The sequence below is a fragment of the Rhodococcoides kyotonense genome (assembly GCF_001645385.1).
GTDB classification, from domain to species: Bacteria; Actinomycetota; Actinomycetes; order Mycobacteriales; family Mycobacteriaceae; genus Rhodococcoides; species Rhodococcoides kyotonensis_B.
In genome coordinates this window covers 22,228-43,763 of sequence record NZ_LVHI01000025.1, presented here as the reverse complement: position 1 = coordinate 43,763, position 21,536 = coordinate 22,228, and the positions used below count along the sequence as shown (strand labels likewise).

General features: G+C 66.1%; 20 protein-coding genes, 1 tRNA gene and 1 pseudogene. 10 read left to right on the top strand and 12 right to left on the bottom strand.

From position 1 onward, the window contains the following. A pseudogene (locus tag A3K89_RS25860) lies at positions 1-195 on the bottom strand (hypothetical protein); the annotation flags it as partial. A gap of 44 nt (positions 196-239) precedes the next feature. Then, positions 240-461, bottom strand: a complete 222-nt coding sequence (locus A3K89_RS19340; RefSeq protein WP_068429442.1) for a hypothetical protein — start codon at positions 459-461, stop codon at positions 240-242. 92 nt (positions 462-553) lie between these two features. Between A3K89_RS19340 and A3K89_RS19335 the strand changes: the two genes are divergently transcribed. Continuing rightward, positions 554-1,330 carry a VOC family protein gene (locus tag A3K89_RS19335; RefSeq protein WP_068429440.1) on the top strand — a complete coding sequence of 259 codons (777 nt, stop codon included), beginning with the start codon at positions 554-556 and terminating at the stop codon, positions 1,328-1,330. Here A3K89_RS19335 and A3K89_RS19330 read toward each other — a convergent pair. Then, complete coding sequence (locus A3K89_RS19330; protein WP_068429458.1) at positions 1,321-1,755, bottom strand: DUF1707 SHOCT-like domain-containing protein; 435 nt, start codon at positions 1,753-1,755, stop codon at positions 1,321-1,323. The genes A3K89_RS19335 and A3K89_RS19330 overlap by 10 nt on opposite strands. A 104-nt stretch (positions 1,756-1,859) precedes the next feature. On the opposite strand from A3K89_RS19330, the gene A3K89_RS19325 reads away from it, so the two are divergent. Beyond that, positions 1,860-2,384, top strand: a complete 525-nt coding sequence (locus A3K89_RS19325; protein ID WP_254303588.1) for a PadR family transcriptional regulator — start codon at positions 1,860-1,862, stop codon at positions 2,382-2,384. A gap of 7 nt (positions 2,385-2,391) precedes the next feature. On the opposite strand, the gene A3K89_RS19320 is transcribed toward A3K89_RS19325, so the two are convergent. From A3K89_RS19320 to A3K89_RS19300, 5 genes are all read right to left on the bottom strand, one after another. Next, positions 2,392-3,114 carry a GvpL/GvpF family gas vesicle protein gene (locus A3K89_RS19320; protein WP_167674328.1) on the bottom strand — a complete coding sequence of 241 codons (723 nt, stop codon included), beginning with the start codon at positions 3,112-3,114 and terminating at the stop codon, positions 2,392-2,394. 63 nt (positions 3,115-3,177) lie between these two features. Then, on the bottom strand, positions 3,178-3,756 hold the full coding sequence (locus tag A3K89_RS19315; RefSeq protein ID WP_068429433.1) for a class I SAM-dependent DNA methyltransferase: 579 nt from the start codon (positions 3,754-3,756) through the stop codon (positions 3,178-3,180). 23 nt (positions 3,757-3,779) lie between these two features. Then, a complete protein-coding gene (locus A3K89_RS19310; protein ID WP_068429430.1) occupies positions 3,780-4,925 on the bottom strand; it encodes a sulfotransferase family protein in 1,146 nt (381 codons plus the stop codon). A gap of 8 nt (positions 4,926-4,933) precedes the next feature. Next, positions 4,934-5,716, bottom strand: a complete 783-nt coding sequence (locus A3K89_RS19305; RefSeq protein ID WP_068429428.1) for an SDR family oxidoreductase — start codon at positions 5,714-5,716, stop codon at positions 4,934-4,936. Further along, positions 5,713-6,873 (bottom strand): hypothetical protein, encoded by a 1,161-nt coding sequence (locus A3K89_RS19300; RefSeq protein WP_068429456.1) that lies wholly within the window; start codon positions 6,871-6,873, stop codon positions 5,713-5,715. The genes A3K89_RS19305 and A3K89_RS19300 overlap by 4 nt, the downstream gene beginning before the upstream one ends. A gap of 133 nt (positions 6,874-7,006) precedes the next feature. On the opposite strand from A3K89_RS19300, the gene cysD reads away from it, so the two are divergent. The 3 genes from cysD to A3K89_RS19285 are packed head-to-tail and all read left to right on the top strand — an operon-like array spanning position 7,007 to position 10,841. Then, a complete protein-coding gene (gene cysD, locus A3K89_RS19295; RefSeq protein WP_217266273.1) occupies positions 7,007-7,912 on the top strand; it encodes a sulfate adenylyltransferase subunit CysD in 906 nt (301 codons plus the stop codon). Next, a complete protein-coding gene (gene cysC / locus A3K89_RS19290) occupies positions 7,912-9,750 on the top strand; it encodes an adenylyl-sulfate kinase (protein WP_068429424.1) in 1,839 nt (612 codons plus the stop codon). The genes cysD and cysC overlap by 1 nt, the downstream gene beginning before the upstream one ends. An 8-nt stretch (positions 9,751-9,758) precedes the next feature. Continuing rightward, positions 9,759-10,841, top strand: a complete 1,083-nt coding sequence (locus A3K89_RS19285) for a 3'(2'),5'-bisphosphate nucleotidase CysQ (protein ID WP_068429454.1) — start codon at positions 9,759-9,761, stop codon at positions 10,839-10,841. Here A3K89_RS19285 and A3K89_RS19280 read toward each other — a convergent pair. Next, positions 10,825-11,721: a hypothetical protein gene (locus A3K89_RS19280; protein ID WP_068429421.1), complete on the bottom strand. Its 897-nt coding sequence runs from the start codon at positions 11,719-11,721 to the stop codon at positions 10,825-10,827. The two genes, A3K89_RS19285 and A3K89_RS19280, sit on opposite strands and share 17 nt — an antisense overlap. A gap of 35 nt (positions 11,722-11,756) precedes the next feature. Then, positions 11,757-11,829, bottom strand: a tRNA-Arg gene (locus A3K89_RS19275). Between the two features lie 98 nt (positions 11,830-11,927). Here A3K89_RS19275 and A3K89_RS19270 point away from each other — a divergent pair. Beyond that, positions 11,928-14,318 carry a phosphoketolase family protein gene (locus A3K89_RS19270; RefSeq protein ID WP_068429418.1) on the top strand — a complete coding sequence of 797 codons (2,391 nt, stop codon included), beginning with the start codon at positions 11,928-11,930 and terminating at the stop codon, positions 14,316-14,318. Here the strand turns inward: A3K89_RS19270 and A3K89_RS19265 are convergent. Further along, positions 14,311-14,994, bottom strand: a complete 684-nt coding sequence (locus tag A3K89_RS19265; RefSeq protein ID WP_068429416.1) for a DUF305 domain-containing protein — start codon at positions 14,992-14,994, stop codon at positions 14,311-14,313. The genes A3K89_RS19270 and A3K89_RS19265 overlap by 8 nt on opposite strands. Further along, complete coding sequence (locus tag A3K89_RS19260) at positions 14,994-15,899, bottom strand: DUF3105 domain-containing protein (protein ID WP_068429413.1); 906 nt, start codon at positions 15,897-15,899, stop codon at positions 14,994-14,996. Before A3K89_RS19260 ends, A3K89_RS19265 begins: the two co-directional genes overlap by 1 nt. A gap of 187 nt (positions 15,900-16,086) precedes the next feature. On the opposite strand from A3K89_RS19260, the gene argS reads away from it, so the two are divergent. From argS to thrC, 4 genes are read left to right on the top strand one after another with little or no spacing between them, the layout of a single operon-like run. Next, complete coding sequence (gene argS, locus A3K89_RS19255; RefSeq protein WP_068429410.1) at positions 16,087-17,739, top strand: arginine--tRNA ligase; 1,653 nt, start codon at positions 16,087-16,089, stop codon at positions 17,737-17,739. Then, positions 17,736-19,157: a diaminopimelate decarboxylase gene (gene lysA / locus A3K89_RS19250; RefSeq protein WP_068429407.1), complete on the top strand. Its 1,422-nt coding sequence runs from the start codon at positions 17,736-17,738 to the stop codon at positions 19,155-19,157. The genes argS and lysA overlap by 4 nt, the downstream gene beginning before the upstream one ends. Further along, positions 19,154-20,455 (top strand): homoserine dehydrogenase, encoded by a 1,302-nt coding sequence (locus A3K89_RS19245; RefSeq protein WP_068429404.1) that lies wholly within the window; start codon positions 19,154-19,156, stop codon positions 20,453-20,455. The genes lysA and A3K89_RS19245 overlap by 4 nt, the downstream gene beginning before the upstream one ends. Beyond that, positions 20,452-21,519, top strand: coding sequence for a threonine synthase (gene thrC / locus A3K89_RS19240; RefSeq protein WP_068429402.1), 1,068 nt, complete (start codon positions 20,452-20,454; stop codon positions 21,517-21,519). Before A3K89_RS19245 ends, thrC begins: the two co-directional genes overlap by 4 nt. The last annotated feature ends 17 nt before the right edge of the window (positions 21,520-21,536 follow it).

Below are 21,536 nucleotides of genomic sequence, written 5' to 3'. Positions count from 1 at the left end.
GGTCCGCCGGCCCGGCCGGCGGCGATGGAACACCGAGGTGTCCATCGCCGCGACCGCGTCGATCACCAGCCACGCCACATGATCGTCATCGAGCCAGTCCCGGATATCGGGTGGAATCAAAAACCCCTGATCGAGACCGGAAGGTCGATAGTCACGCGCCACCCAGCCATCATCCCAAAGCAGGCCCACCACCACTCGAGCGAAACACCCTCAATTAAGCAACAGGCTCCGGAGTCCGACTAGGCGCGCACGGGTGGCGCAGTCGCGGCCCGGTGCGCACCCGAGAATCGGTGCTCCCATCCGGAGTCGTCGAGCCGGAAGCCTTCCCAGCGTCGGCCGTCGAGCGCGCGACGGTTGACGGTGGCTGCCGAGACCATCCACGCCATCGCGCGGGTGTCGGAGGGCAGTTCGGTCTGCGCGAGTATGGCGTCGTCTGCGCCGCGTAACTGGTATGTAGCCATGCTCAATACATTCCACGGATCGGCTGTGAGGAAACATGCATCGCCCCTGCCGATGTGCTGTGAGTGTCGTACCACCCGCGTACCTTGTGTGCATGCCTGCCAAGGATTACCTGGTCGATGCTCCGTGCTGGGTCGATCTGACCAGTTCGGATCCCCGCACCGTCGTGTCGTTCTACAACGGCCTGTTCGGATGGGAAGCCGATGTCAGCAAGGAAGCCGAGTACGGCGGGTACACGACGTTCCTGAGGAACGACGTGCCGGTGGCGGGTCTCGGCGGGCAGATGCCCGGCGCCACGATCACGAACGTGTGGAACACCTACATTGCGTCCGCCGACGCGAAGGCGAGCGTCGACAAGTCCGTCGACGCGGGCGCGCAGGTGCTGTGTCCTGCCATGCAAGTCGGTGATCAGGGCGCCATGGCGCTGGTGGTCGACGCCGGGGGAGCGGTCACCGGCATCTGGCAGGCCGACCGGCATCGCGGCTACGGGCTGTGGGGTGAGCACGGCACACCCGTCTGGCACGAGCAATTCACGCACCACTACGGCGCTGCACTGGAGTTCTACGAGTCGGTGTTCGGATGGACGTACGGCGTTCTGGGAGACACGGACGAGTTCCGGTACTCCCAGGGCTTCGTCGCTGGTGACATGGTGGCGGGCATCATGGACGCCGACAGATACCTGCAGGCCGACGTCCCGTCGCACTGGCGGCTCTATGTCGGAGTCGACGACACCGATGCTGCAGTCGAGAAAGTGACCGCACTCGGAGGGACGGTCGTCGACGCCGCAAAGGACTCACCGTTCGGACGCATCGCGGGCATCGCGGACCCGCTGGGTGCACGGTTCCAGATCGCGTCGATCGTTCAGTCGTAGACCCGACGCCCCGCGCAGCCCGTCGGCATCTGTATGCCGGTCACGCGTTGCAGCGCCAGCATTGCTCCCCACGGCCCGATCACCCACATCGGCCAGAAGTACAGAACGCCGCCCGTCGCAACCGACGTGACAGCCCAGATGACCAGGCACAGCACGCCGACGCCTGCCCACGCCGCGATCTCGTGATCACGCCGGACCGGCTTCGCGGAAACCTCAGGGTCAGTTGCCTGCGGCAGGTCGTCGAACACCGACGTCAGATCCGCGCGCGTCACGGCCGAGTAGACACGTGCGGCACGGGTGTCGAAGTCGTCGATCGACAGCCGACCCGTCGACACGTGGCCGGTCAGGGCCTCGACTGCCGAATCGCGTTCGGCGTCGGAGACGCGTGACGCAGGTGAATGGGACGTGGACGGTTGATAGGACATCGCAGTCTCCAGACCGTTCGGAGCTGACATTCCATTGTGGAATGTCATCGGTTTCAAGCTTCGACCTACCACTGTGGAATGTCAAGGTGTGTGACGATGAATTCGTGACCGACACCCCACTGAACGCCACCGCCGCGTCGCTGCTCGGGTTCCTGCACCGCGGCCCGATGACCGGATGGGACCTGCATTCGACGGCCGAGGCCTGCATCGGCGGCTTCTGGACGGTGACGCGCAGCCAGGTCTATCGCGAGCTGACCAGTCTGTCGTCGCGCGGATTCGTCGCCCCGGGCGCCCAGGGTGCACGGGCGCAGAAGCCGTTCACGATCACCGACGAGGGTAGGGCTGCGTTCGCGCGGTGGATCGACCGCGATCCCGGCGAGGCCACCATTCGGCACCCGCTGCTGCTCACCATCGCGTTCGCTGCGCACCTCGATCCGACGCGGCGTGCCGAGATTCTCGAAGAACACCGCCGCCGTCACGAGGAGGTGCTTGCGCGATACCGCCAGGAGTGGGAGAGGAGCAAGGATCACCGGTCCGTATTCGATTCCGCCACTCTGGATTTCGGCATCCGCTACGAACAGGCGACGCTGGACTGGTTCGACGCGCTACCGGACGCGGTGACCGAGTGATCGTGGATCACGACGGGCCCGGGTCCTCGTCGATGCCGGTGAACGAGTACGGCGGCCACGGACCCGTCAGTTCGAGTTCGAGGCGTGCGTAGGTGCGATTCAGAAACGACACCGCCGCGGCGAAATCACCCGTGCGGCGGCGTTCGACGAGGTATGTGCTGACGAGCGGCATCCACGGGCGGGAGCCGGCGAGCTCGGGCGCCGCGGGCTCTCGCCGGCGACCAGCCACCGCTGCCTCCAGCAATGCGGTGTACACGTCGTTCGCGTCGGCAGCGACGGAGAGTTCGATGTCTGCGCGCGAGGACGGCTCGTCGTCGTTGTCACGAGGCAACGAGGTATCGGCTACGCCACGCACACCCCACTCGGCCCGGCCTGCGATCCGGCGTAGGGCGGTGTCGAACGCGGTGCGACGTGCGCTCAGCGTCGCCCGCACGTGGTCGTCGTCCGAGTAGACGGTCGCGAGTCGCATCGGGACCGTGTCGGCCGTGTGGGCGACAGCGCCGACGACGCCGTCGTGTACACGAGCAACGTCGTCGAGCCAGTCGGCTTTCTCCAGATTGCGATGCAGCGCCTCGTCGCCGAACGTGTCGAAGGGGACGGACCCCACCACCGCAGTCAATCCGGCTGCCTCGATCACGCGGACGCGTTCGCCCGCGACGCCGGGTGGAAGGTCGGCGTCGATCGGGCCGTCTCCGACGACGGCGTACACCCACGTGCCTGTGTTCGTCACGATCGTCCTCATGCGAGGTCCTACCCTCCCACGCTAGGACGCGTCGGAGACGAGAAGAAGTGGCTAAAGACCCAACCGGGCGACCGTGACCGCCCAGTCCGCGCCGGGGTGCCAGGGACGGAGGTCCCACGTCGCAAACCGCTGTTCGACGCGTAAGCCCGCGGCGGCGAGGTCGTCGTCGAACTGCTCGACGGTGTACTGCCGGTCCGTCGCGAAACCGGCGACGAACACACCTGTCGGGTTCATGTGTGCGACAACACGTTCGAGTGCCGTCCGTTCGGTTCCCGGTGTCATGAACACCATGACGTTGCCGGCTGCGACGACCGCGTCGAACGTCTGCCCGAGGTCGAAGTCGGTGAGGTCGGCGAGGTGCACGCTGATGTTCGGATGTGTGCGGGCTTCTTCGACCAACACCGGATCGAGGTCGACGGCCGTGACGGTGTGACCCCGGCGCGCGAGTTCGGCGCCGAGACGTGCGGTACCGCACCCGGCGTCGAGGACGGAACTCGCGGGAGACAGGAGCGCGTCGACCATTCGCGCTTCGCCGTGCAGGTCGACGCCCTGTGCCGCGAGTCGGTCGAAACGTTCGATGTAGCGTCGCGAATGGTCTTCGGTGTTCTCGTCCTGCCAGCGCGTCGCCATGGGAGCAACGATAAAGCGTGTGCTCAGCAGGCCCCCAATCGCCGCTCCACTTCGCGTCTGTCCAGACCGAAGTCGCCGAGAGCGTAACGGTGTGCGGGTCTGCGGTTGCCGCTACGGCTTTCGGCGTGCAGCGTCGCCATTCGCGTACGCGCCGCCGCAGTGAGGCGGAGTCCGAAGTGGTGATAAAGCGATTCGACTGTGCCGAGAGGGTTCGCGACGAAGTCGTGATAGTCGACGTCGTGGAACTGCGTCGGATCGGCCGTGGCTCGCGCGGCAGCGAATACCTCGAGCCCCCGCTCCCACAGGTCGAGCTGCGTGCGCCCGATGACGTCGCCGGTGAACTTCTCGCTCCAGCCTGCGGTGGCCTGTTCGGCGAGACTGCACATCGACGGCATGATCGTGGCCGGTTCGCGGTGCATCTGGACGACGAGCGCATCCGGGTAGACCTGCAACAACTCGTCGAGCGCGAACAGGTGGCTCGGGTTCTTCAGCACCCATCGGCGGTCGGTGTCGTGCAGTCCGATGAGCTGCAGGTTGCGGCGGTGCCGCCGGTACGCACCGAGCCAGCTCTGCTCGGCGAGCCACGACGAGTACGTCGGCAGATAGGCGAGGCACTCGTACGCGATCGACTGCACGGACTGCCGCAACAGCTGCCAGCATTCTTCGACCTCGGCGGCCGACATGTAATGCACACCCATGAACTCGGGATGGTCGACGTGATGCTGCGCGAAGCCTTTCTCCAGTGCGGCGAACACGGGGTTCGCGTCCCACGTCTCGCGGGGTGGACGCGGTTGCGGCACCTCGGTCAGCCACATCTCCAACCCCTGATGCGACGGGTCGACGGTCAGAAGTCGGTGCAGCGCAGTGGTTCCCGTGCGCGGTAGGCCCGTGACGAAGATCGGCCGCTCGATCGGCACCGACGCGTACTCCGGGTGCTGTGCCCACGCCTGCTCGCTCAGCAATCGGGCGATCAGCGCGCCACGCAGGAAGTAGCGGTGCATCTTCGAACCGGCGGCGGTCAGTTCGGCGTCCCGCCGATACGATTCGAGCAGCACGGCGAGTGCCTCGCGATAGTCGTCGGAGCCGAAGTCGGACAAGCCGGTGGCCTTCGTTGCCGACGCGTGCAGATCGGCGACAGTGCCGACGTCGGTGCGTCCCGTGCTGGTCATCGCCGCTCCTAATGGTGGTATTCGCCGCAATTCACGTCCAGGCACTGTCCGGTGATCGCCCGTGCGTGCGACGACGAGAGGAACACGACGGCGTCGGCGATCTCGTCGGGTTCGGGCAGCCGCCGTAGATCCATGGTCGACGCGGTCTGCCGGTATATCTGTTCACTCGTCGTGCCGTACTTCTGGGCCAGATGCTCGAAGTAGCTCTTCAACGTCGAACCCCAGATATAGCCCGGCGCAACGGTGTTGACGCGAATCCCCTGTGGTCCGAGTTCGCTCGCCAGGGTCTGCGACATCGCCAGCAGCGACGCTTTGGCGATCTTGTAGCCACCGTACTTCGGCTGAGAGTGTCGGATGACCGCCGAATTGATCATGACGATCGAGCCACGGGTGGCAGCCAATGCGGCGGTGAACAATTGCGACAGCCGTAACGTCCCGAACAGCGACAGTTCGAGCCCCGCTCTGATGCTCGCGGGCTCGGTGTGCGCGAGGTCCTTCATCGACGGGATCGCGAATGCATTGTTGATCAGCGCGTCGACGTGTCCGAACGCGTCGACGGCCTTGACGACCAGCTTGGTCGCCGACGCCTCGTCGGTGATGTCGGTGGGCACGGCGACCGCCTGCCGACCGAGACCGGCGACCTCCTTGGCGACGTCGTCGAGGTAGCTCGCGGTGCGCGCGGCCAACACCAGATCGGCGCCTTCGGCTGCACACCGCAGCGCGATGGATCTGCCGAGAGAGGGGCCGATGCCGGAGACGACGACGACGCTGCCGTCGAGCAGGCCGGTCATCCGAGCATCCGTCGTGCGACGGCATCGCGGCGTTCGGCGATCCGCCGGGCGAAGTCGTCGTCGGAGATCTTGTTGAGTTCGTGGAACGGCAGCCGCGAGGCCACCTGGTCGAAGTCGACCACCTCGACGGTCGGTCCGTCGGCTGCGGTCATGACTCGGGATACGCGCTGCCACCGGAACTGTGCGTACCCGCGCGAGTGCCCGGTGGTCTCGATCCAGTTGATCACGTGGGGATTTCGCTCGCTCACGACCAGTCGGATGTTGCCGTCGGGGTCGGTCTGTGCCTGCTCCGACGTCAGCGACGTCTGATGATCGATGTAGTCGAGCGAGATGTACCAGAGACTGCCGAGTTGGAATCCCTGATAGGGCGCATCGGATTTCGGGACGGTGATGATCATCGCCTGGTCCGCGCCGAGCTCGTAGTGCCCGGCCGACGAGTACTGGGTGCTGAGTCCTCCTGGCGTGAGCCGCGGCTCGGTCATCGTGTTGACGTGGAGGTTCAGGTAGTACCACTGCGGAAACTGGAGAAATGTGCGCAGCCGGCCGACGAGCATCTTGCCTGCTGTCGAATACCGTTTTGCGACGGCCTCTTTCGAGTGCGGCGGTGGTGCGTCGCCGTCGCTTCCGACGCGGCGGATGGTCAGCGTGCCGCGCTCGGCGGACCAGTCGCCGTAGACCTCGCGCACGACCAGCATCGACGACCCGGGGCCCAGCGTGAAGTGGTTCGGTAGGTCCGACGCCGGGCCGAAGTGGAGTTCGAAGCTACCGTCGGGTGAAATGTCGATCTGTCGATCGTCGAATGCGGTGAGGCTGTCCGGGACGTCGACGGGCGAATAGTCGCCCTTCAGTATCTGGAAACTCAGATCGGTTGTGGTGCCGCGCTTTCCGGAGACGATGTACTCCTCGTCGTCGCGGATGTTCGCGTGGAAGTACAGCGTGTCCGGGTTGTCCAGGCCCATCTTGGTGTACGGGCCGGTGGACGACGCGAAGTGCGGAAAGTCGGGATCGTATGCCCACGCCATCTGTATCGACGCCTGAATGTTTCCGGCCAGGTAGTCGAGGCCCTCGGCAAGATCGCGCTCGTCGCGTACGTGTGGCGCCTCCTCGACGATCTTCTCGGCCGCCTCGATCGCGTCGGTGAATGCCTCGGTGAGCACGTGCATCTCCTCGTTCCGATCGTCACGATCAAATGTAGAACAGGTTCTAGTATGTGAGAATATGGTGCAGGCAGTTGCTGGTCAATGACCAGAAGTGGAGTTTGTAACGAGTTCCATTGTGAAGGAGTATGCCGTGGCACCGACTGAGTACGCACTGTCACACCTCGGCGCGCTTGAAGCCGAGGCCGTGCACATCTTTCGGGAGGTGGCGGCCACCGCCGAACGACCGGTGCTGATGTTCTCCGGCGGCAAGGACTCCGTCGTCATGCTGCATGTCGCAGCGAAGGCGTTCTGGCCCGCCCGAATCCCGTTCGCGGCGTTGCACGTCGACACCGGTCACAACTTCGACGAGGTCATCGACTTCCGGGATCGTACGGTCGCCCGTCTGGGCATCCCGCTCATCGTCGCGCGAGTGCAGGACGATATCGACGCGGGCCGGTCGATTCCGGATCCGGGCGGCTCTCGGAATCGTCTGCAGACCAGAACCTTGCTGCGTGCGATCGAGGAGAGGAACTTCGACGCGGTGTTCGGGGGAGCGCGCCGCGACGAGGAGAAGGCGCGCGCGAAGGAACGCGTGTTCAGTTTTCGCGACGGGCACGGGCAGTGGGATCCACGCAAGCAGCGGCCGGAACTATGGCAGCTGTACAACGGTCGTCACCGACGCGGTGAGCACTGTCGGGTGTTCCCGCTGTCGAACTGGACCGAGCTCGACATTTGGCAGTACGTCGCGGCCGAAGGCATCGCGCTGCCGAATCTGTACTACGCGCATCGGCGGCAGGTCGTGTCGCGTGACGGAATGCTGTTGGCTGCCACACGGTTCGTCGACATACGGGACGACGAGCCGTTCGACGCGCTCGTCCGCTTCCGCACCGTCGGCGACGCCACGTGCACCGGGTGTGTCCGCTCGACAGCCGACGATCCCGCTGCCGTCGTCGCCGAGATCGCATCCACACGCACCACCGAACGCGGTGCAACGCGCGCCGACGACCGAATCTCCGACACCGGCATGGAAGATCGCAAGAAGGAAGGCTACTTCTGATGTCCGAGTTGCTCAGGGTGGCCACGGCAGGAAGCGTCGACGACGGCAAGTCGACGCTCATCGGCCGGTTGCTGTACGACTCGAAGGCGATCTTCGACGACCAGTGGGATGCCGTCGAACGAACGTCGCGCGCCCGCGGCGGTGACGACGTCGACCTCGCCCTGCTCACCGACGGGCTGCGCGCCGAGCGTGAACAGGGCATCACCATCGACGTCGCCTACCGCTACTTCTCCACGCCGAAAAGAAAATTCGTCGTCGCGGACACGCCGGGCCACGTGCAGTACACGCGCAACATGGTGACGGGCGCGTCGACGGCCGACCTCGCATTGATTCTCGTCGACGCCAGGGCCGGGGTACTCCAACAGACCAGGCGTCACGCGTTCCTGGCGTCGTTGCTCGGCGTCGCGCATCTGGTGTTGTGCGTCAACAAGATGGACCTCGTCGACTGGTCCGAGGATCGATTCGAGGAGATCAAGGCCGACTTCTCCTCGTTCGCAACCAAACTCGACGTGCACGATCTGACGTTCGTTCCGATGTGCGCCTTGGGCGGCGACAACGTGGTGCACCGAACCGAGTCGATGCCGTGGTACACGGGTGGTTCTCTGATGCACGTTCTCGAGGAGGTGCACGTCGCGTCGGACCGCAACCTCATCGACGCACGGTTCCCGGTGCAATACGTGATCAGGCCGAAAGACGACGGTGAGCATCGCGACTTTCGGGGGTTGGCGGGCACGGTCGCCGGAGGTGTGTTCGCGCCGGGCGACGAAATCGTGGTCCTTCCGTCGGGTTTTCGGACGCGGATCTCGGCGGTGTGGGGACCGGGCGGAGCGAAGATCACCGAGGGATTCGCATCGTCGGCAGTCTGTCTCGAACTCGACGATCCGCTCGACGTCGGCCGTGGCGACATGCTGTGCCGTCCGAACAATCGTCCCGACATCGGCACGGACATCGACGCGATGGTGTGTTGGCTCGCCGAGGGCGCGGAACTGCGGCCCGAAGATCGCTATCTGATGCTGCACACCAGCAACTCCACGATCGCGCATGTCACCCGACTCGACTATCGACTGGACGTCGACACCCTGCACCGAGACAGGTCGGCAGAGTCGTTGTCGCTCAACGACATCGGCCGCGTCCGCATCCGCACGCAGAACCCGCTGTTCTTCGACCCGTATCGCCGCAACCGCGTGACCGGAAGCTTTCTGCTCGTGAACGAGAGCACCGGCGCCACCGTCGCAGCGGGGATGATCGGCGGGCCGGCTCTGACGGCATCGAACGTCGTGTGGCACGCTGCGCGAGTCGAACGCGAGAGTCGCGCGACCCGAGGGGCGACCGTGTGGCTGACCGGGTTGTCGGCGTCGGGAAAGTCGACGATCGCGGCGGAACTCGAGCGGATTCTGGTGGCGTCGGGTAGGCCCGCGTATCGGCTCGACGGCGACAACCTGCGGCACGGACTCAACTCCGATCTCGGATTCGGTCGGACGAGCCGCGCCGAGAACGTGCGACGCGTCGGCGAGGTCGCCGGACTGATGGCCGACGCGGGGCTCGTCGCCATTGCCTGCCTCATCAGCCCGTATCGCGCGGACCGCGACGACGCGAGACGTGTCCACGACCGTGCGGGCCTGCCGTTCTTCGAGGTCCACGTCGACACGCCGCTCGAGGTCTGCGCACAGCGTGACCCGAAGGGCATGTACGCCAAGGCGCGTGCCGGTGAGATCACGGGGTTCACCGGCGTCGACGATCCCTACGAGGCGCCCGAGCACCCCGACCTCGTGCTGCGGCCGTCGGACGGCGATCCCGCGGCGCAAGCGGCGCGAATTGTGGAATTGTTGAGCGCGTGACGTATTCGCTGGAGGACGACGCCCACTTCGCCGCCGACGTCGCGCGCGCTGCGGGGGAGTTGCTGCTGGAGATTCGGGACGGCGCGAGCGTGACGGGACGCGAACTGGGCCGTCTCGGCGACGCGCAGGCCAACGACCTGATCCTCGCGCGGCTGAAGACCGACCGTCCGGACGACGCGGTGCTTTCGGAGGAGTCGGTCGACGATCGCGCCCGCCTCGACGCCTCACGCGTCTGGATCATCGATCCGCTCGACGGATCACGCGAATACGGCATGAGCGACCGCGCCGACTGGGCCGTGCACGTCGGTCTGTGGGAAGCAGGGAAGGGGATGACGGCGTCGGCCGTCGCGCAACCGGCTGCAGGCGTCATGTATTCGACTGCGGACGTGAGCCTGCCGGCGCGGTCGGACCGCAGACCGCAGCTCGTCGTCAGCGACAGCCGCCCGCCGTATTACATGGACGCGCTCGCGGCCGACGTCGGCGGCGACGTCGTCACGATGGGGTCCGCCGGAGCCAAGGCGATGGCCGTCGTGCGCGGGGACGTCGACGCGTACGTCCACTCCGGTGGGCAGTGGGAATGGGACTCGGCCGCGCCCGTCGGTGTTGCGCTGGCGGCCGGGCTGCACTGCTCACGAATCGACGGAACGCCGTTGACGTACAACAACTCTCATCCGTACGTGCCGGATCTGCTGATCTGTCGGCCGGAACTTTCCGAGCCGCTGCTGCGCGGAATTGCCGCGCATGCGACGCGCGACGCCGACTCCGGACGGGTCGCGATGGCACGCGAGTACATCAAGGCTCTCGTCAGTCACGACGCCACCAAACTGCGACTTGCCGACGCGTGCCGACGCGTCGAGAACGGAAACAGCACCGGCGACACCGGCCAGTTCATCCGCGACGACCTGGAACAAGGACAGCAGTACAAGCCCATCGTCGCGGTGCGTGATCTCGCCTTCCGGGAGTGGGGCACCAGCGTCGTCGGGCGCTATCTGCTCGACCTGGACGGCGGCGTGACCGTGTCCGTCACCGAGCACTTCGAGATCCCGGCAGGGGACATCACCACCATCACCGCCATCATCGAGCCTGCCTAGCGCGGTCGAGCGCGTTCTGCGCCTCCTCCGTCCGCGCCTCTGCGTCGGTGAGCACTCGCTTCAGGCGCCTGGCTTCACGATCGGCCGACTTCACGGTCCGACGCGCTTCGGCTTCCTGCTCCTCGGCTTCGTGTAGTTCGCTACGCAGTCGAGCGAGCCGCTCCTTGACCTCGGCGAGGTTCTCTTCGGCGGATTCTGCCTCGGCGCGGGCGGATTCGGCGTCGGCGCGCGCCGACGCCTCGTCCTCCTTCGCTTCCTCCAATTGTTCCCTGGCCTCGTCGAGGGCTTTCTGGTCGACGGTTTCGGGCTCTTCGTCGGCGGTCTCCTCGTCGGTGGTCTGCTCTGCGCCCGGCTCCTCTTCCTCGTCGGGAAGCTCCGGTGCCAACGCAAGCATCGCGGGACCGAACCCGCTGTACGACTCGGCCGTGACGACGCGGCCCGCCCTGACCCGCTCGCCGACGTCGGGATCTGCGAGAGCCGCGTTCAGGGTCTGACCGATTTCACGTTCCGCGTCGTCGGCGCCTGGTTTGCCGTGCTCGGCTGCGATCTTCACGGCGCGACGCGTCAGCGCCCGGATCGCCTGCTGGCGTGCCCCGGACAGTTCCTTGAGCTCGTCGGCGGCCGAACGTCTTTGAGCCTCGCGCAGACTGTCGCCGAGGTCGAACAGTTCGGCGACGTCCTCGGGTTCCTCGCGGACCAGCAGATTGACCATCCACGCGACGACGGTGGGTTTGCGCAGCGCTCCGATGGTGGTGGCAGTTTTTCGGTCGCCGGCTTTACGGGCGCGGGCGACGGCGTCCTTGCGCGCGGCGACGAACTCGGAGGGGTCGAGCGAATACAGTTCGTCGGCTACGTCGTCGAAATCGACTTGATCGGGCACACAGCCATACTCGCATCGAGTGATGGAAGAAGGTGTGCCCCCGGCAGGATTCGAACCTGCGGCCTTTCGCTCCGGAGGCGAACGCTCTATCCCCTGAGCTACGGGGGCCAGGGCGGGTCCAAGACTAGCGCATCACCCCCGGCAGCCGAAATCGACCTAGTGTCGTGGGTACGGGGGACAGTCAAGACCAGCCGAAAGGATGATCGGTGACAGCACAGGACTACTCGACGGACGACCTGGATCTCGACTTGAAATGGTGGGCGGCGGCAAACTATCTGACCGTCGCTCAGATCTATCTGCAGGACAACACTCTCCTCGGTGAGCCGCTGACCGCGGCCCACATCAAGCCTCGCCTCCTCGGCCACTGGGGGACGAGCCCGGCGCTGTCGATGATCTATGCGCTGCTCAACCGGCATATCAAGAACACCGACTCGGATTGGCTGTACGTGACCGGACCCGGTCACGGAGGGCCTGCGCTGGTGGCGTCGACCTATCTGGAAGGCACGTATTCGGAGGTCTATCCGCACGTTTCCCGCGACACCGAGGGCGTTCGACGGCTCTGCCGTCAGTTCTCGTCGCCCGGCGGCATCCCTAGCCATGTCAGCGTCCAGACCCCCGGCAGCATCCACGAAGGCGGCGAACTCGGGTACGCGCTCGTGCACGCGGGCGGCGCGGCGTTCGATCGGCCCGATCTGACCGTCGCGTGCGTCATCGGTGACGGGGAGGCGGAAACGGGCCCGCTCGCCGGATCGTGGAAGCTACCGGCGTTCCTGAATCCCCGCCGGGACGGCGCGGTGCTGCCGATCCTGAATCTCAACGGCGCCAAGATCGCGGGGCCGACGGTGTTCGGCCGCAGCAGCGACGAGGACGTCGACGCATTCCTGCGCGGGCAGGGATGGGATCCGGTCGTCGTATCGGGAGACGATCCGCGGCAGGTGTTCCCGGCTCTCGAACGGGCGATCCGCGAGTCACACAACACGATTCGTGCGATACAGAGCACTGCCCGTTCCGGCGGGAAGCCAGACTTGCGTTGGCCCGCGATCGTTCTGCGCACCCCGAAGGGATGGACCGGCCCGCACACCGTCGACGGCACACTCGTCGAGGGAACCTTTCGCGCGCACCAGGTTCCGCTGTCCGGGGTTCGCACCGACCCCGACCACCTCGCGCAGTTGGAATCCTGGATGCGGTCCTACGAGCCGCAGAACCTGTTCGACGACGACGGTGCCCTGGTGAAAGAGCTTGCGGCACTTGCTCCGTCGGGAGACAAGCGCATGGGGTCGACGCCGTACGCGAACGGCGGCAGGCTTCTACGACCGCTACGAATTCCGCCGCTCGAGAAGTACGAGATCCCGATCGAGGCACCCGGCGCCGGATTCCACGAGACGACGCGTGTGCTCGGCGAGCTGATGCGCGACATCTATGCGGACAACACCCGCGACGACGGTGGCGGTGACTTCCGGCTGTTCTGCCCGGACGAGACGGCCAGCAATCGCCTGGCGGCGGTGTTCGACGCGACCGACCGGTGCTGGCAGCTGCCGATCGAGGAGTGGGACGACCACCTCTCGCCCGACGGACGCGTCATGGAGGTGCTGAGTGAACATCTCTGCGAGGGCTGGCTGGAAGGCTATCTGCTGGCGGGCGGACACGGCGTGTTCGCCAGCTACGAGGCGTTCGCGATGGTCAGCGTCTCGATGATGATCCAGCACGTCAAGTGGCTGCAGCACGCCGCGGACCTGCCCTGGCGTGAGCCGGTGGCGTCGCTCAACGTGTTGCTGACGAGCACGTGCTGGCGCAACGATCACAACGGCTTCAGCCACCAGGGGCCGGGCATGATCGACGCAGTCATCCCGCTGGCACCCGACGTCGTGCGTGTCTGGTTGCCGCCGGACTCGAACACGCTGTTGTCGATCTCCGATCACTGTCTGCGCAGCCGCGATCACGTCAATCTGATCGTCGTCGACAAGCAGCCGCACCTGCAGTACCTGACGTTGGAGCAGGCTCACGAGCACTGCGCGGCCGGCGCGTCGATCTGGGAATGGGCAGGCACCGAGACCGACACGGCCGGGACGCCGAGCGAGCCGGACATCGTGCTCGCGGCGGCCGGTGACGTGCCGACGCAGGAGATTCTCGCGGCCGCGCAGATTCTGCGCGAATGGGTCCCGTACCTGCGGGTGCGCGTCGTCAACGTCGTCGATCTGATGGGGTTGCTGACGCCGGAGGAGCATCCGCACGGCTTCCCGGAGACGAAGTTCGTCGATCTGTTCACCGCCGATGCAGACGTCGTCTTCGCCTTTCACGGCTACCCGCGTGCCGTGCACGAGCTTCTGCACGGACGCACGGGTGCCGATCGGTTCCACGTCCGCGGCTTCAACGAACAGGGCACGACGACGACACCGTTCGACATGGTCGTGCTGAACAAGATGAGCCGCTACCACCTCGTGCTGGAGGCGCTACGGCGGTCGCGTCGCGTACCCGAGAAGGGCGGAGAGCTGATCGACTACTGCACGTCCCAGCTCGCGCGGCACGAGAAGTACGTCGTCGAGCACCTCGAGGACATGCCCGAGGTGGCCGACTGGACGTTCTCGGTCTCTAGCTAGGCGCCAAGGGTTGGGCGCCACGCTCGGCGAGCATCTGCTTCATGAGCGTGGCCTCGCTCTCCTGCGTGGAGATCATCGATTCGGCGAGCCGCTTCAGAGCGGGAGTCTCGGCGTGGTCGACGGCGTACTCCATCATCGACAGGCCGCCCTCGTGGTGCCGCAGCATCAACTGCAGGAACATCACGTCGACGGCCGGGCCGGTTGCTTGGCGCAATGCTGCGAGCTCGTCGGCCGTCGCCATGCCCGGCATGGCCGCAACCGATCCTGTCGGCTGTGAGGCCATCGACATCGTGTGGGAGTGGCCTTCGTCGTCCTTCATCCAGCCCATGTAGCCGTTCGATCCGACGGGAGCGCGGTCCCAGATGGCCAGCCAGCCCTGCATCTGGCCCACCTGGTTCTGCTGCGAGGTCAGCATGTCGAACGCGAGCGTTCGCACGGGCTGGTCGGCTGCGTTGGTCAGTGCGATCGAGGACATGTCGATGGCCTGGTTGTGGTGCACCGACATGTCCTGGGCGAAGCCGACGTCGACCGAATCCGCTGCAGGCACGGAGTCGTCGCCACCGAGCACGGTGGTCCTGGCGAGGAATCCGAGGGCGAATCCGACGGCGACGGCCGCGATCAGTCCCAGGATCGCCAGCGCGGCGACCTGGGACTTCTTACGGGGTTGATCCGACATCAGGACGCGGGCGCCGGTTCTGCCGGAGCTTCGGTCGGGAGTTGGAGATCGGAGGGAAGCTGCATGCCATCGGGCAGACCACCGGTAGCGCCGGTCTCGCTGGCGTCGGGCGTGATGCCCGCGCCGTCCATCGGCACGGCGTCGGCCCCGGGAGCCGACGCGTCGAACGGCGGCGGGTTGTCGGGATCGAACGAGCCGGGCACGGTCGAGCAGCTGGCACCGACCTCGGGGTATGCGTAGCGGTTCAGGCGCAGCGCAGCGATGAAGTGATCGATGCGCTCGTCGTCGACGCTGTCGAGCTTCAGCTGGTGGCCCCACGACTGCAGCGACACGGCGGAGTCCTGGCCGGGGTACGGCGACATCAGCATGTAGGACTCACCGTCGACCTTGTCGGCGAGAGTGGAGATCTGATCCTCGCCGAGTTCGTCCGGGTTGTACGTGATCCATACGGCGCCGTGTTCGAGCGAGTGCACGGCGTTCTCGGTACGGATGGCCTCGGGGTAGACGACGCCGGTGCACGTGGCCCACACCGCATCGTGCGGTCCACCGAACGGGGGAGTCTGGTCGTACGCGACGCGCTGGGTCGGGCTGACGTGCAGCGCCGCCGGGTACTCCATCTTCACCACGTCGGCGATCTGCGACGACGGGTCCTGATTGCTCTCGCTCGGCTCCCACTTCTGGGTCTCGGCGCGCTGCTGGTACTTGGGAACGAGGTTGATCGCGAGAATCGCGATGAGACCGACCACGACGACGATCGCTCCGACCGTCAGCCAGGGAATCTGCCGACCCGGACGTCCGGATTTGGTCGCCGGGACGCCGCTCTTTCTCTTGGCGGCCTTGATGGCCTTGTTGGCCTTGGCGGCCGACTTCTTGCTCTGACCGCCGCTATCGGAACCCGTGGGCATCGCTGTCGTCGCTCTTTCGGTTGTGGGAGGTGCGACGTGTCCGCGCACCTGGTTGCAAGATCGCAGGGCGCCATTACTGTACGTTCTCATTCTGAGCGCATGCTTTGAGGCCGTCCGGGGGTGACGCCTGCCCTCATGAGGTACTGGCTGCCGACCGACCCTGCCCTAGACCATAGGATAGCTACCTGTGACTCCAGCCGACCTTGCCGAACTGCTACACGCGACCGCCGCGAAGGTGCTTGCCGAACGCGGTCTCGACGCGTCCGTGCTGCCCCAGAAGCTGACGGTCGAACGACCCCGCAACCCCGAGCACGGTGACTACGCGACCAACGTCGCACTTCAGGTCGCCAAGAAAGCCGGCGCCAATCCGCGCGATTTCGCCGGTTGGCTCGCCGAAGCCCTCGCCGCCGACTCCGCGATCGCCAGCGCCGACGTCGCGGGCCCCGGATTCCTCAACATTCGCCTCGCGGCGGACGCGCAGGGCGCGATCGTCGCCCAGGCGCTCACCGCGGCCGCGTCGTACGGCCACGGAACTGCGCTCGCAGGCCGCAAGGTGAACCTCGAGTTCGTCTCCGCGAACCCGACCGGCCCGATCCACCTGGGCGGCACCCGGTGGGCAGCCGTCGGCGACGCGCTGGGCCGGATCCTGACTGCTCAGGGAGCCGAGGTGGTACGCGAGTACTACTTCAACGATCACGGTGCGCAGATCGACCGCTTCAGCCGCTCGCTCATCGCCGCCGCGAAGGGTGAACCGGCGCCCGAGGACGGCTACGCGGGCGCCTACATCGGTGAAATTGCACAGGCTGTGCTCGCGAAGAGCCCCGAGGCGCTCGCGATGGCACCCGAAGCACAGGCCGAGACCTTCCGGTCCATCGGCGTCGACCTGATGTTCGCGCAGATCAAGAAGAATCTGCACGAGTTCGGCGTCGACTTCGACGTGTACTTCCACGAGAACTCGCTGTTCGAATCCGGTGCGGTCGAGAAGGCCGTCGACTACCTGAAGAACTCGGGAAGCCTCTACCACGAGGACGGAGCCTGGTGGCTGCGCAGCACCGACTTCGGTGACGACAAGGATCGCGTCGTCATCAAGAGCGACGGCAACGCCGCGTACATCGCCGGTGACATCGCGTACTTCCAGAACAAGCGCCAGCGCGGCTTCGACCTGTGCATCTACATGCTCGGCGCGGACCACCACGGTTACGTGGGTCGCCTCAAGGCCGCCGCGGCAGCGTACGGCGACGACCCCGACACCGTCGAGGTGCTCATCGGCCAGATGGTCAACCTGGTGCGCGACGGCGCCCCGGTCAAGATGAGCAAGCGCGCGGGCACCGTCATCACGCTCGACGACCTGGTCGACGCCATCGGCGTCGACGCGGCCCGCTACGTGCTCGTGCGCTCGTCGGTCGACTCGAGCATCGACATCGACCTCGAACTGTGGGCCAGTGCGAGCAACGAGAACCCGGTCTACTACGTCCAGTACGCGCACGCGCGGCTCGCGTCGCTGGCACGGGGCGCGGCCGAACTGGGCCTGTCCGCCGAGAACCCGGACCTGTCCCTGCTGACGCAGGAGCAGGAGGGCGACCTGATCCGGACGATCGGCGAATACCCGCGCGTCGTAGCCAGTGCGGCGAATCTGCGTGAGCCGCACCGCATTGCGCGGTACCTCGAAGAACTGGCCGGTGCCTACCACCGGTTCTACGGTGCATGCCGTGTACTTCCCCAAGGAGACGAGGAGCCAGGCCCCGTGAACATCGCACGTTTGGCGTTGGGCAACGCAACCCGGCAGGTGCTGGCCAACGGCCTCGACCTGCTCGGCGTCAGCGCACCGGAGCGGATGTGAACGCGCATCCCGCCGGTCCGAAGCACGCCGACGTCGCGACCAAGGAGTCGTGGACGGAACGACCCGCCTCGGCGTCGGAGATGACAACGCTTCCCGCGCATGTCTTCCCGCGCAACGCCGCTCGCGGCGACGACGGCGTGGTCCGCCTCGCCGGAGTGCCGGTCACCGAACTGGCCGAGCAGTACGGCACCCCGCTGTTCGTCATCGACGAGGACGACTTCCGTTCGCGGGCACGGGAAATGGCGTCGGCGTTCGGTGACCCGGCACGAGTTCACTACGCGTCCAAAGCGTTCCTGTGCGGAGAGATAGCGCGCTGGATCGCCGACGAGGGACTCTCGCTCGACGTGTGCTCCGGCGGTGAACTGGGCATCGCACTCGCCGCGGGATTCCCGGCGAACCGAATTGCCATGCACGGCAACAACAAGTCGATCGACGAGCTGACCGCAGGCGTGCGAGCCGGGGTCGAACACGTCGTACTCGACTCGAGCATCGAGATCGACCGACTCGACGCCGTCGCCGGAGAACTCGGTGTCGTTCAGGACGTCCTGGTGCGCGTCACCGTCGGGGTCGAGGCACACACGCACGAGTTCATCGCGACCGCGCACGAGGATCAGAAATTCGGATTCTCGCTGGCCGACGGCTCGGCGCTGGACGCGGTTCGCCGTGTCTTCGCCGCCGACAACCTGCGACTCGTCGGACTGCACAGCCACATCGGCTCGCAGATCTTCGAGGTCGACGGTTTCGAACTCGCCGCGCACAAGTTGCTGGGCCTGCTGCGAGACGTGGTGTCGGAGTTCGGTACCGACAAGACTGCGCAGATCTCGACCATCGATCTCGGTGGCGGCATGGGCATCTCGTACGTGGCCAGTGACGACCCGCCCGCGGTCGAGGACCTCGCCGCGAAGTTGAAGTCCATCGTCGCAAGCGAATCGGCGGCCGTGGGCCTACCGGTGCCTCGTATCGACGTCGAGCCGGGACGCGCCATCGCCGGTCCTGGCACGGTCACGCTGTACGAGGTCGGCACCACCAAGGACGTGACGGTCGATGCGAAGACTCGTCGCCGCTACATCAGCGTCGACGGTGGAATGAGCGACAACATTCGTACGTCGCTGTACCAGGCCGAGTACGACTGCAGGTTGGTCTCGCGTGACAGCGAATCGGATGCGGTGCTCGCTCGGGTCGTCGGAAAGCATTGCGAGAGCGGCGACATCGTTATCAAGAACACGTGGATGCCGAGCGACGTCGGACCGGGCGACCTGTTGGCCGTCGCCGCGACCGGTGCGTACTGCTACTCGATGTCCAGTCGGTACAACCTGTTGACTCGACCTGCCGTCGTGGCAGTGAAAGACGGAAAGTCCCGCCTCGTTCTGCGCCGGGAGACATTGGAAGATCTGCTCAGCTTGGAGGTGCAGCCGTGACATCGAAGCCGTTGGGTGTGGCCGTTCTCGGTCTCGGAAACGTCGGAAGCGAAGTCGTTCGCATTCTGACCGAGAACGCAGCCGACTTCGAGGCGAGAGTAGGTGCGCCGCTGGAGATTCGGGGCATCGCAGTGCGTCGCATCGACGGTGATCGTGGCGTCGACGCCTCGTTGCTGACCGACGATCCGGCGTCGCTCGTCGAGCGCGAGGACGTCGATCTCGTCGTCGAGGTGCTGGGCGGCATCGACGTTCCTCGCAAGCTGATCTTCTCGGCCCTCGAGAAGGGCAAGTCGGTCGTCACCGCGAACAAGGCGTTGCTCGCCGAGTACGCGGGCGAGCTCAACGACGCGGCCGAGAAGTCCCGCGCCGACCTGTATTTCGAGGCTGCCGTCGCGGGCGCCATTCCGGTCGTGCGCCCGCTGATGCAGTCGCTCGCAGGCGATCGCGTCAACAAGGTCGCCGGAATCGTCAACGGCACGACCAACTTCATCCTGTCCGCGATGGACGACACGGGTGCCGACTACGCCGAGACGCTCGCCGAAGCGGGACGTCTCGGGTACGCCGAAGCGGATCCCACCGCCGACGTCGAGGGTTACGACGCCGCGTCCAAGGCTGCGATTCTCGCGTCGATCGCGTTCCACACCCGCGTCACCGCGGGCGACGTCTACCGCGAGGGCATCAGCAAGATCACCGGGGAGGACCTGCAGACGGCACGGTCGCTCGACTGCACCATCAAGCTGCTCGCCATCTGCGAACGCATCACGACGCCGAAGGGCAAGGAGCGTATCTCCGCTCGCGTCTACCCGGCGCTCGTTCCGCGGAACCACCCGCTGGCGACGGTGAACGGCGCGTTCAACGCCGTGGTCGTCGAAGCCGAGGCTGCAGGACGTCTCATGTTCTACGGACAGGGTGCAGGCGGTTCGCCGACGGCGTCTGCCGTGCTCGGCGACCTGGTGATGGCCGCACGCAACAAGTTCTACGGCGGACGCGGTCCGCTGGAGTCGAAGTACGCCAAACTCAAGGTTGCGCCCATAGGAGACATCCCCACTCGGTACTACGTGAGCATGCAGGTGGCCGATCGCCCGGGCGTTCTGGCGACGGTCGCGGCCGAGTTCTCCAAGCGTGACGTCAGTATCTCGACAGTCCGTCAGCAGGATGCGGGCGACGGCGCCCGCCTCGTCGTCGTCACCCACGTCGCCGCGGATTCCGCACTCTCCGAAACCGTCTCGGCGCTCGAGAAGCTCGACGTCGTCACGTCAGTCGCAAGCGTTCTCAGATTGGAAGGCACCACCGAATGACCGTTCACACGCCGTGGCCAGGGCTGATCGAGGCGTACCGCGATCGCCTCGCTCTCGGACCGGACTGGAAGACCGTGACCCTGCTCGAGGGTGGCACGCCGCTGATCCACGCGGAGCACCTGTCCGAGATCACCGGATGCGACGTACATCTGAAGGTGGAGGGGCTCAACCCGACGGGGTCGTTCAAGGACCGCGGTATGACGATGGCCGTCACCGACGCGCTCGCTCGCGGCCAGGAAGCTGTGCTGTGCGCGTCGACGGGCAACACGTCGGCGTCCGCCGCTGCGTACGCGGCCAAGGCCAAGATGGGCTGCGCGGTGCTCGTGCCGCAGGGCAAGATCGCAATGGGCAAGCTCGCCCAGGCAGTCATGCACGGCGCGAAGATCATTCAGGTGCAGGGCAACTTCGACGACTGCCTCGAGCTCGCCCGTAAGACCACGGCCGAGTTCCCGACGATCGGCCTCGTCAACTCCGTCAACCCCGTGCGTATCGAGGGACAGAAGACGGCCGCGTTCGAGGTGTGCGACGCACTCGGCAAAGCGCCTGACGTGCATGCACTTCCGGTCGGCAACGCCGGAAACATCACCGCGTACTGGCGTGGATACTCCGAGTATTTCCGTGACGGCATCACGTCGGTCAAGCCGCGCATGCTCGGTGTCCAGGCCGCGGGCGCAGCACCTCTCGTCAGCGGTGCACCGGTGAAGGATCCGGAAACCATCGCCACCGCGATCCGCATCGGTTCGCCCGCGTCGTGGAACGGTGCGGTCGCAGCCAAGGAAGAGTCGGGCGGCGCGTTCCGTGCGGCCACCGACGACGAGATTCTCGAGGCCTACCGCCTGGTCGCCAGGACCGAAGGTGTCTTCGTCGAGCCTGCGTCGGCGGCAAGCATCGCCGGCCTGCTCGCCGCACGTAAGGAAGGCTGGCTGGACAGCGGACTGACCGTCGTCTGCACCGTGACCGGCAACGGCCTCAAGGACCCCGACACCGCACTGTCGGGAATGCCTGTCGTCGAACCCATCCCGGTCGATCCCGTCGCTGTGGCGTCTGCGCTCGAGCTGGCGTAGTGACAGAATCCGCGACC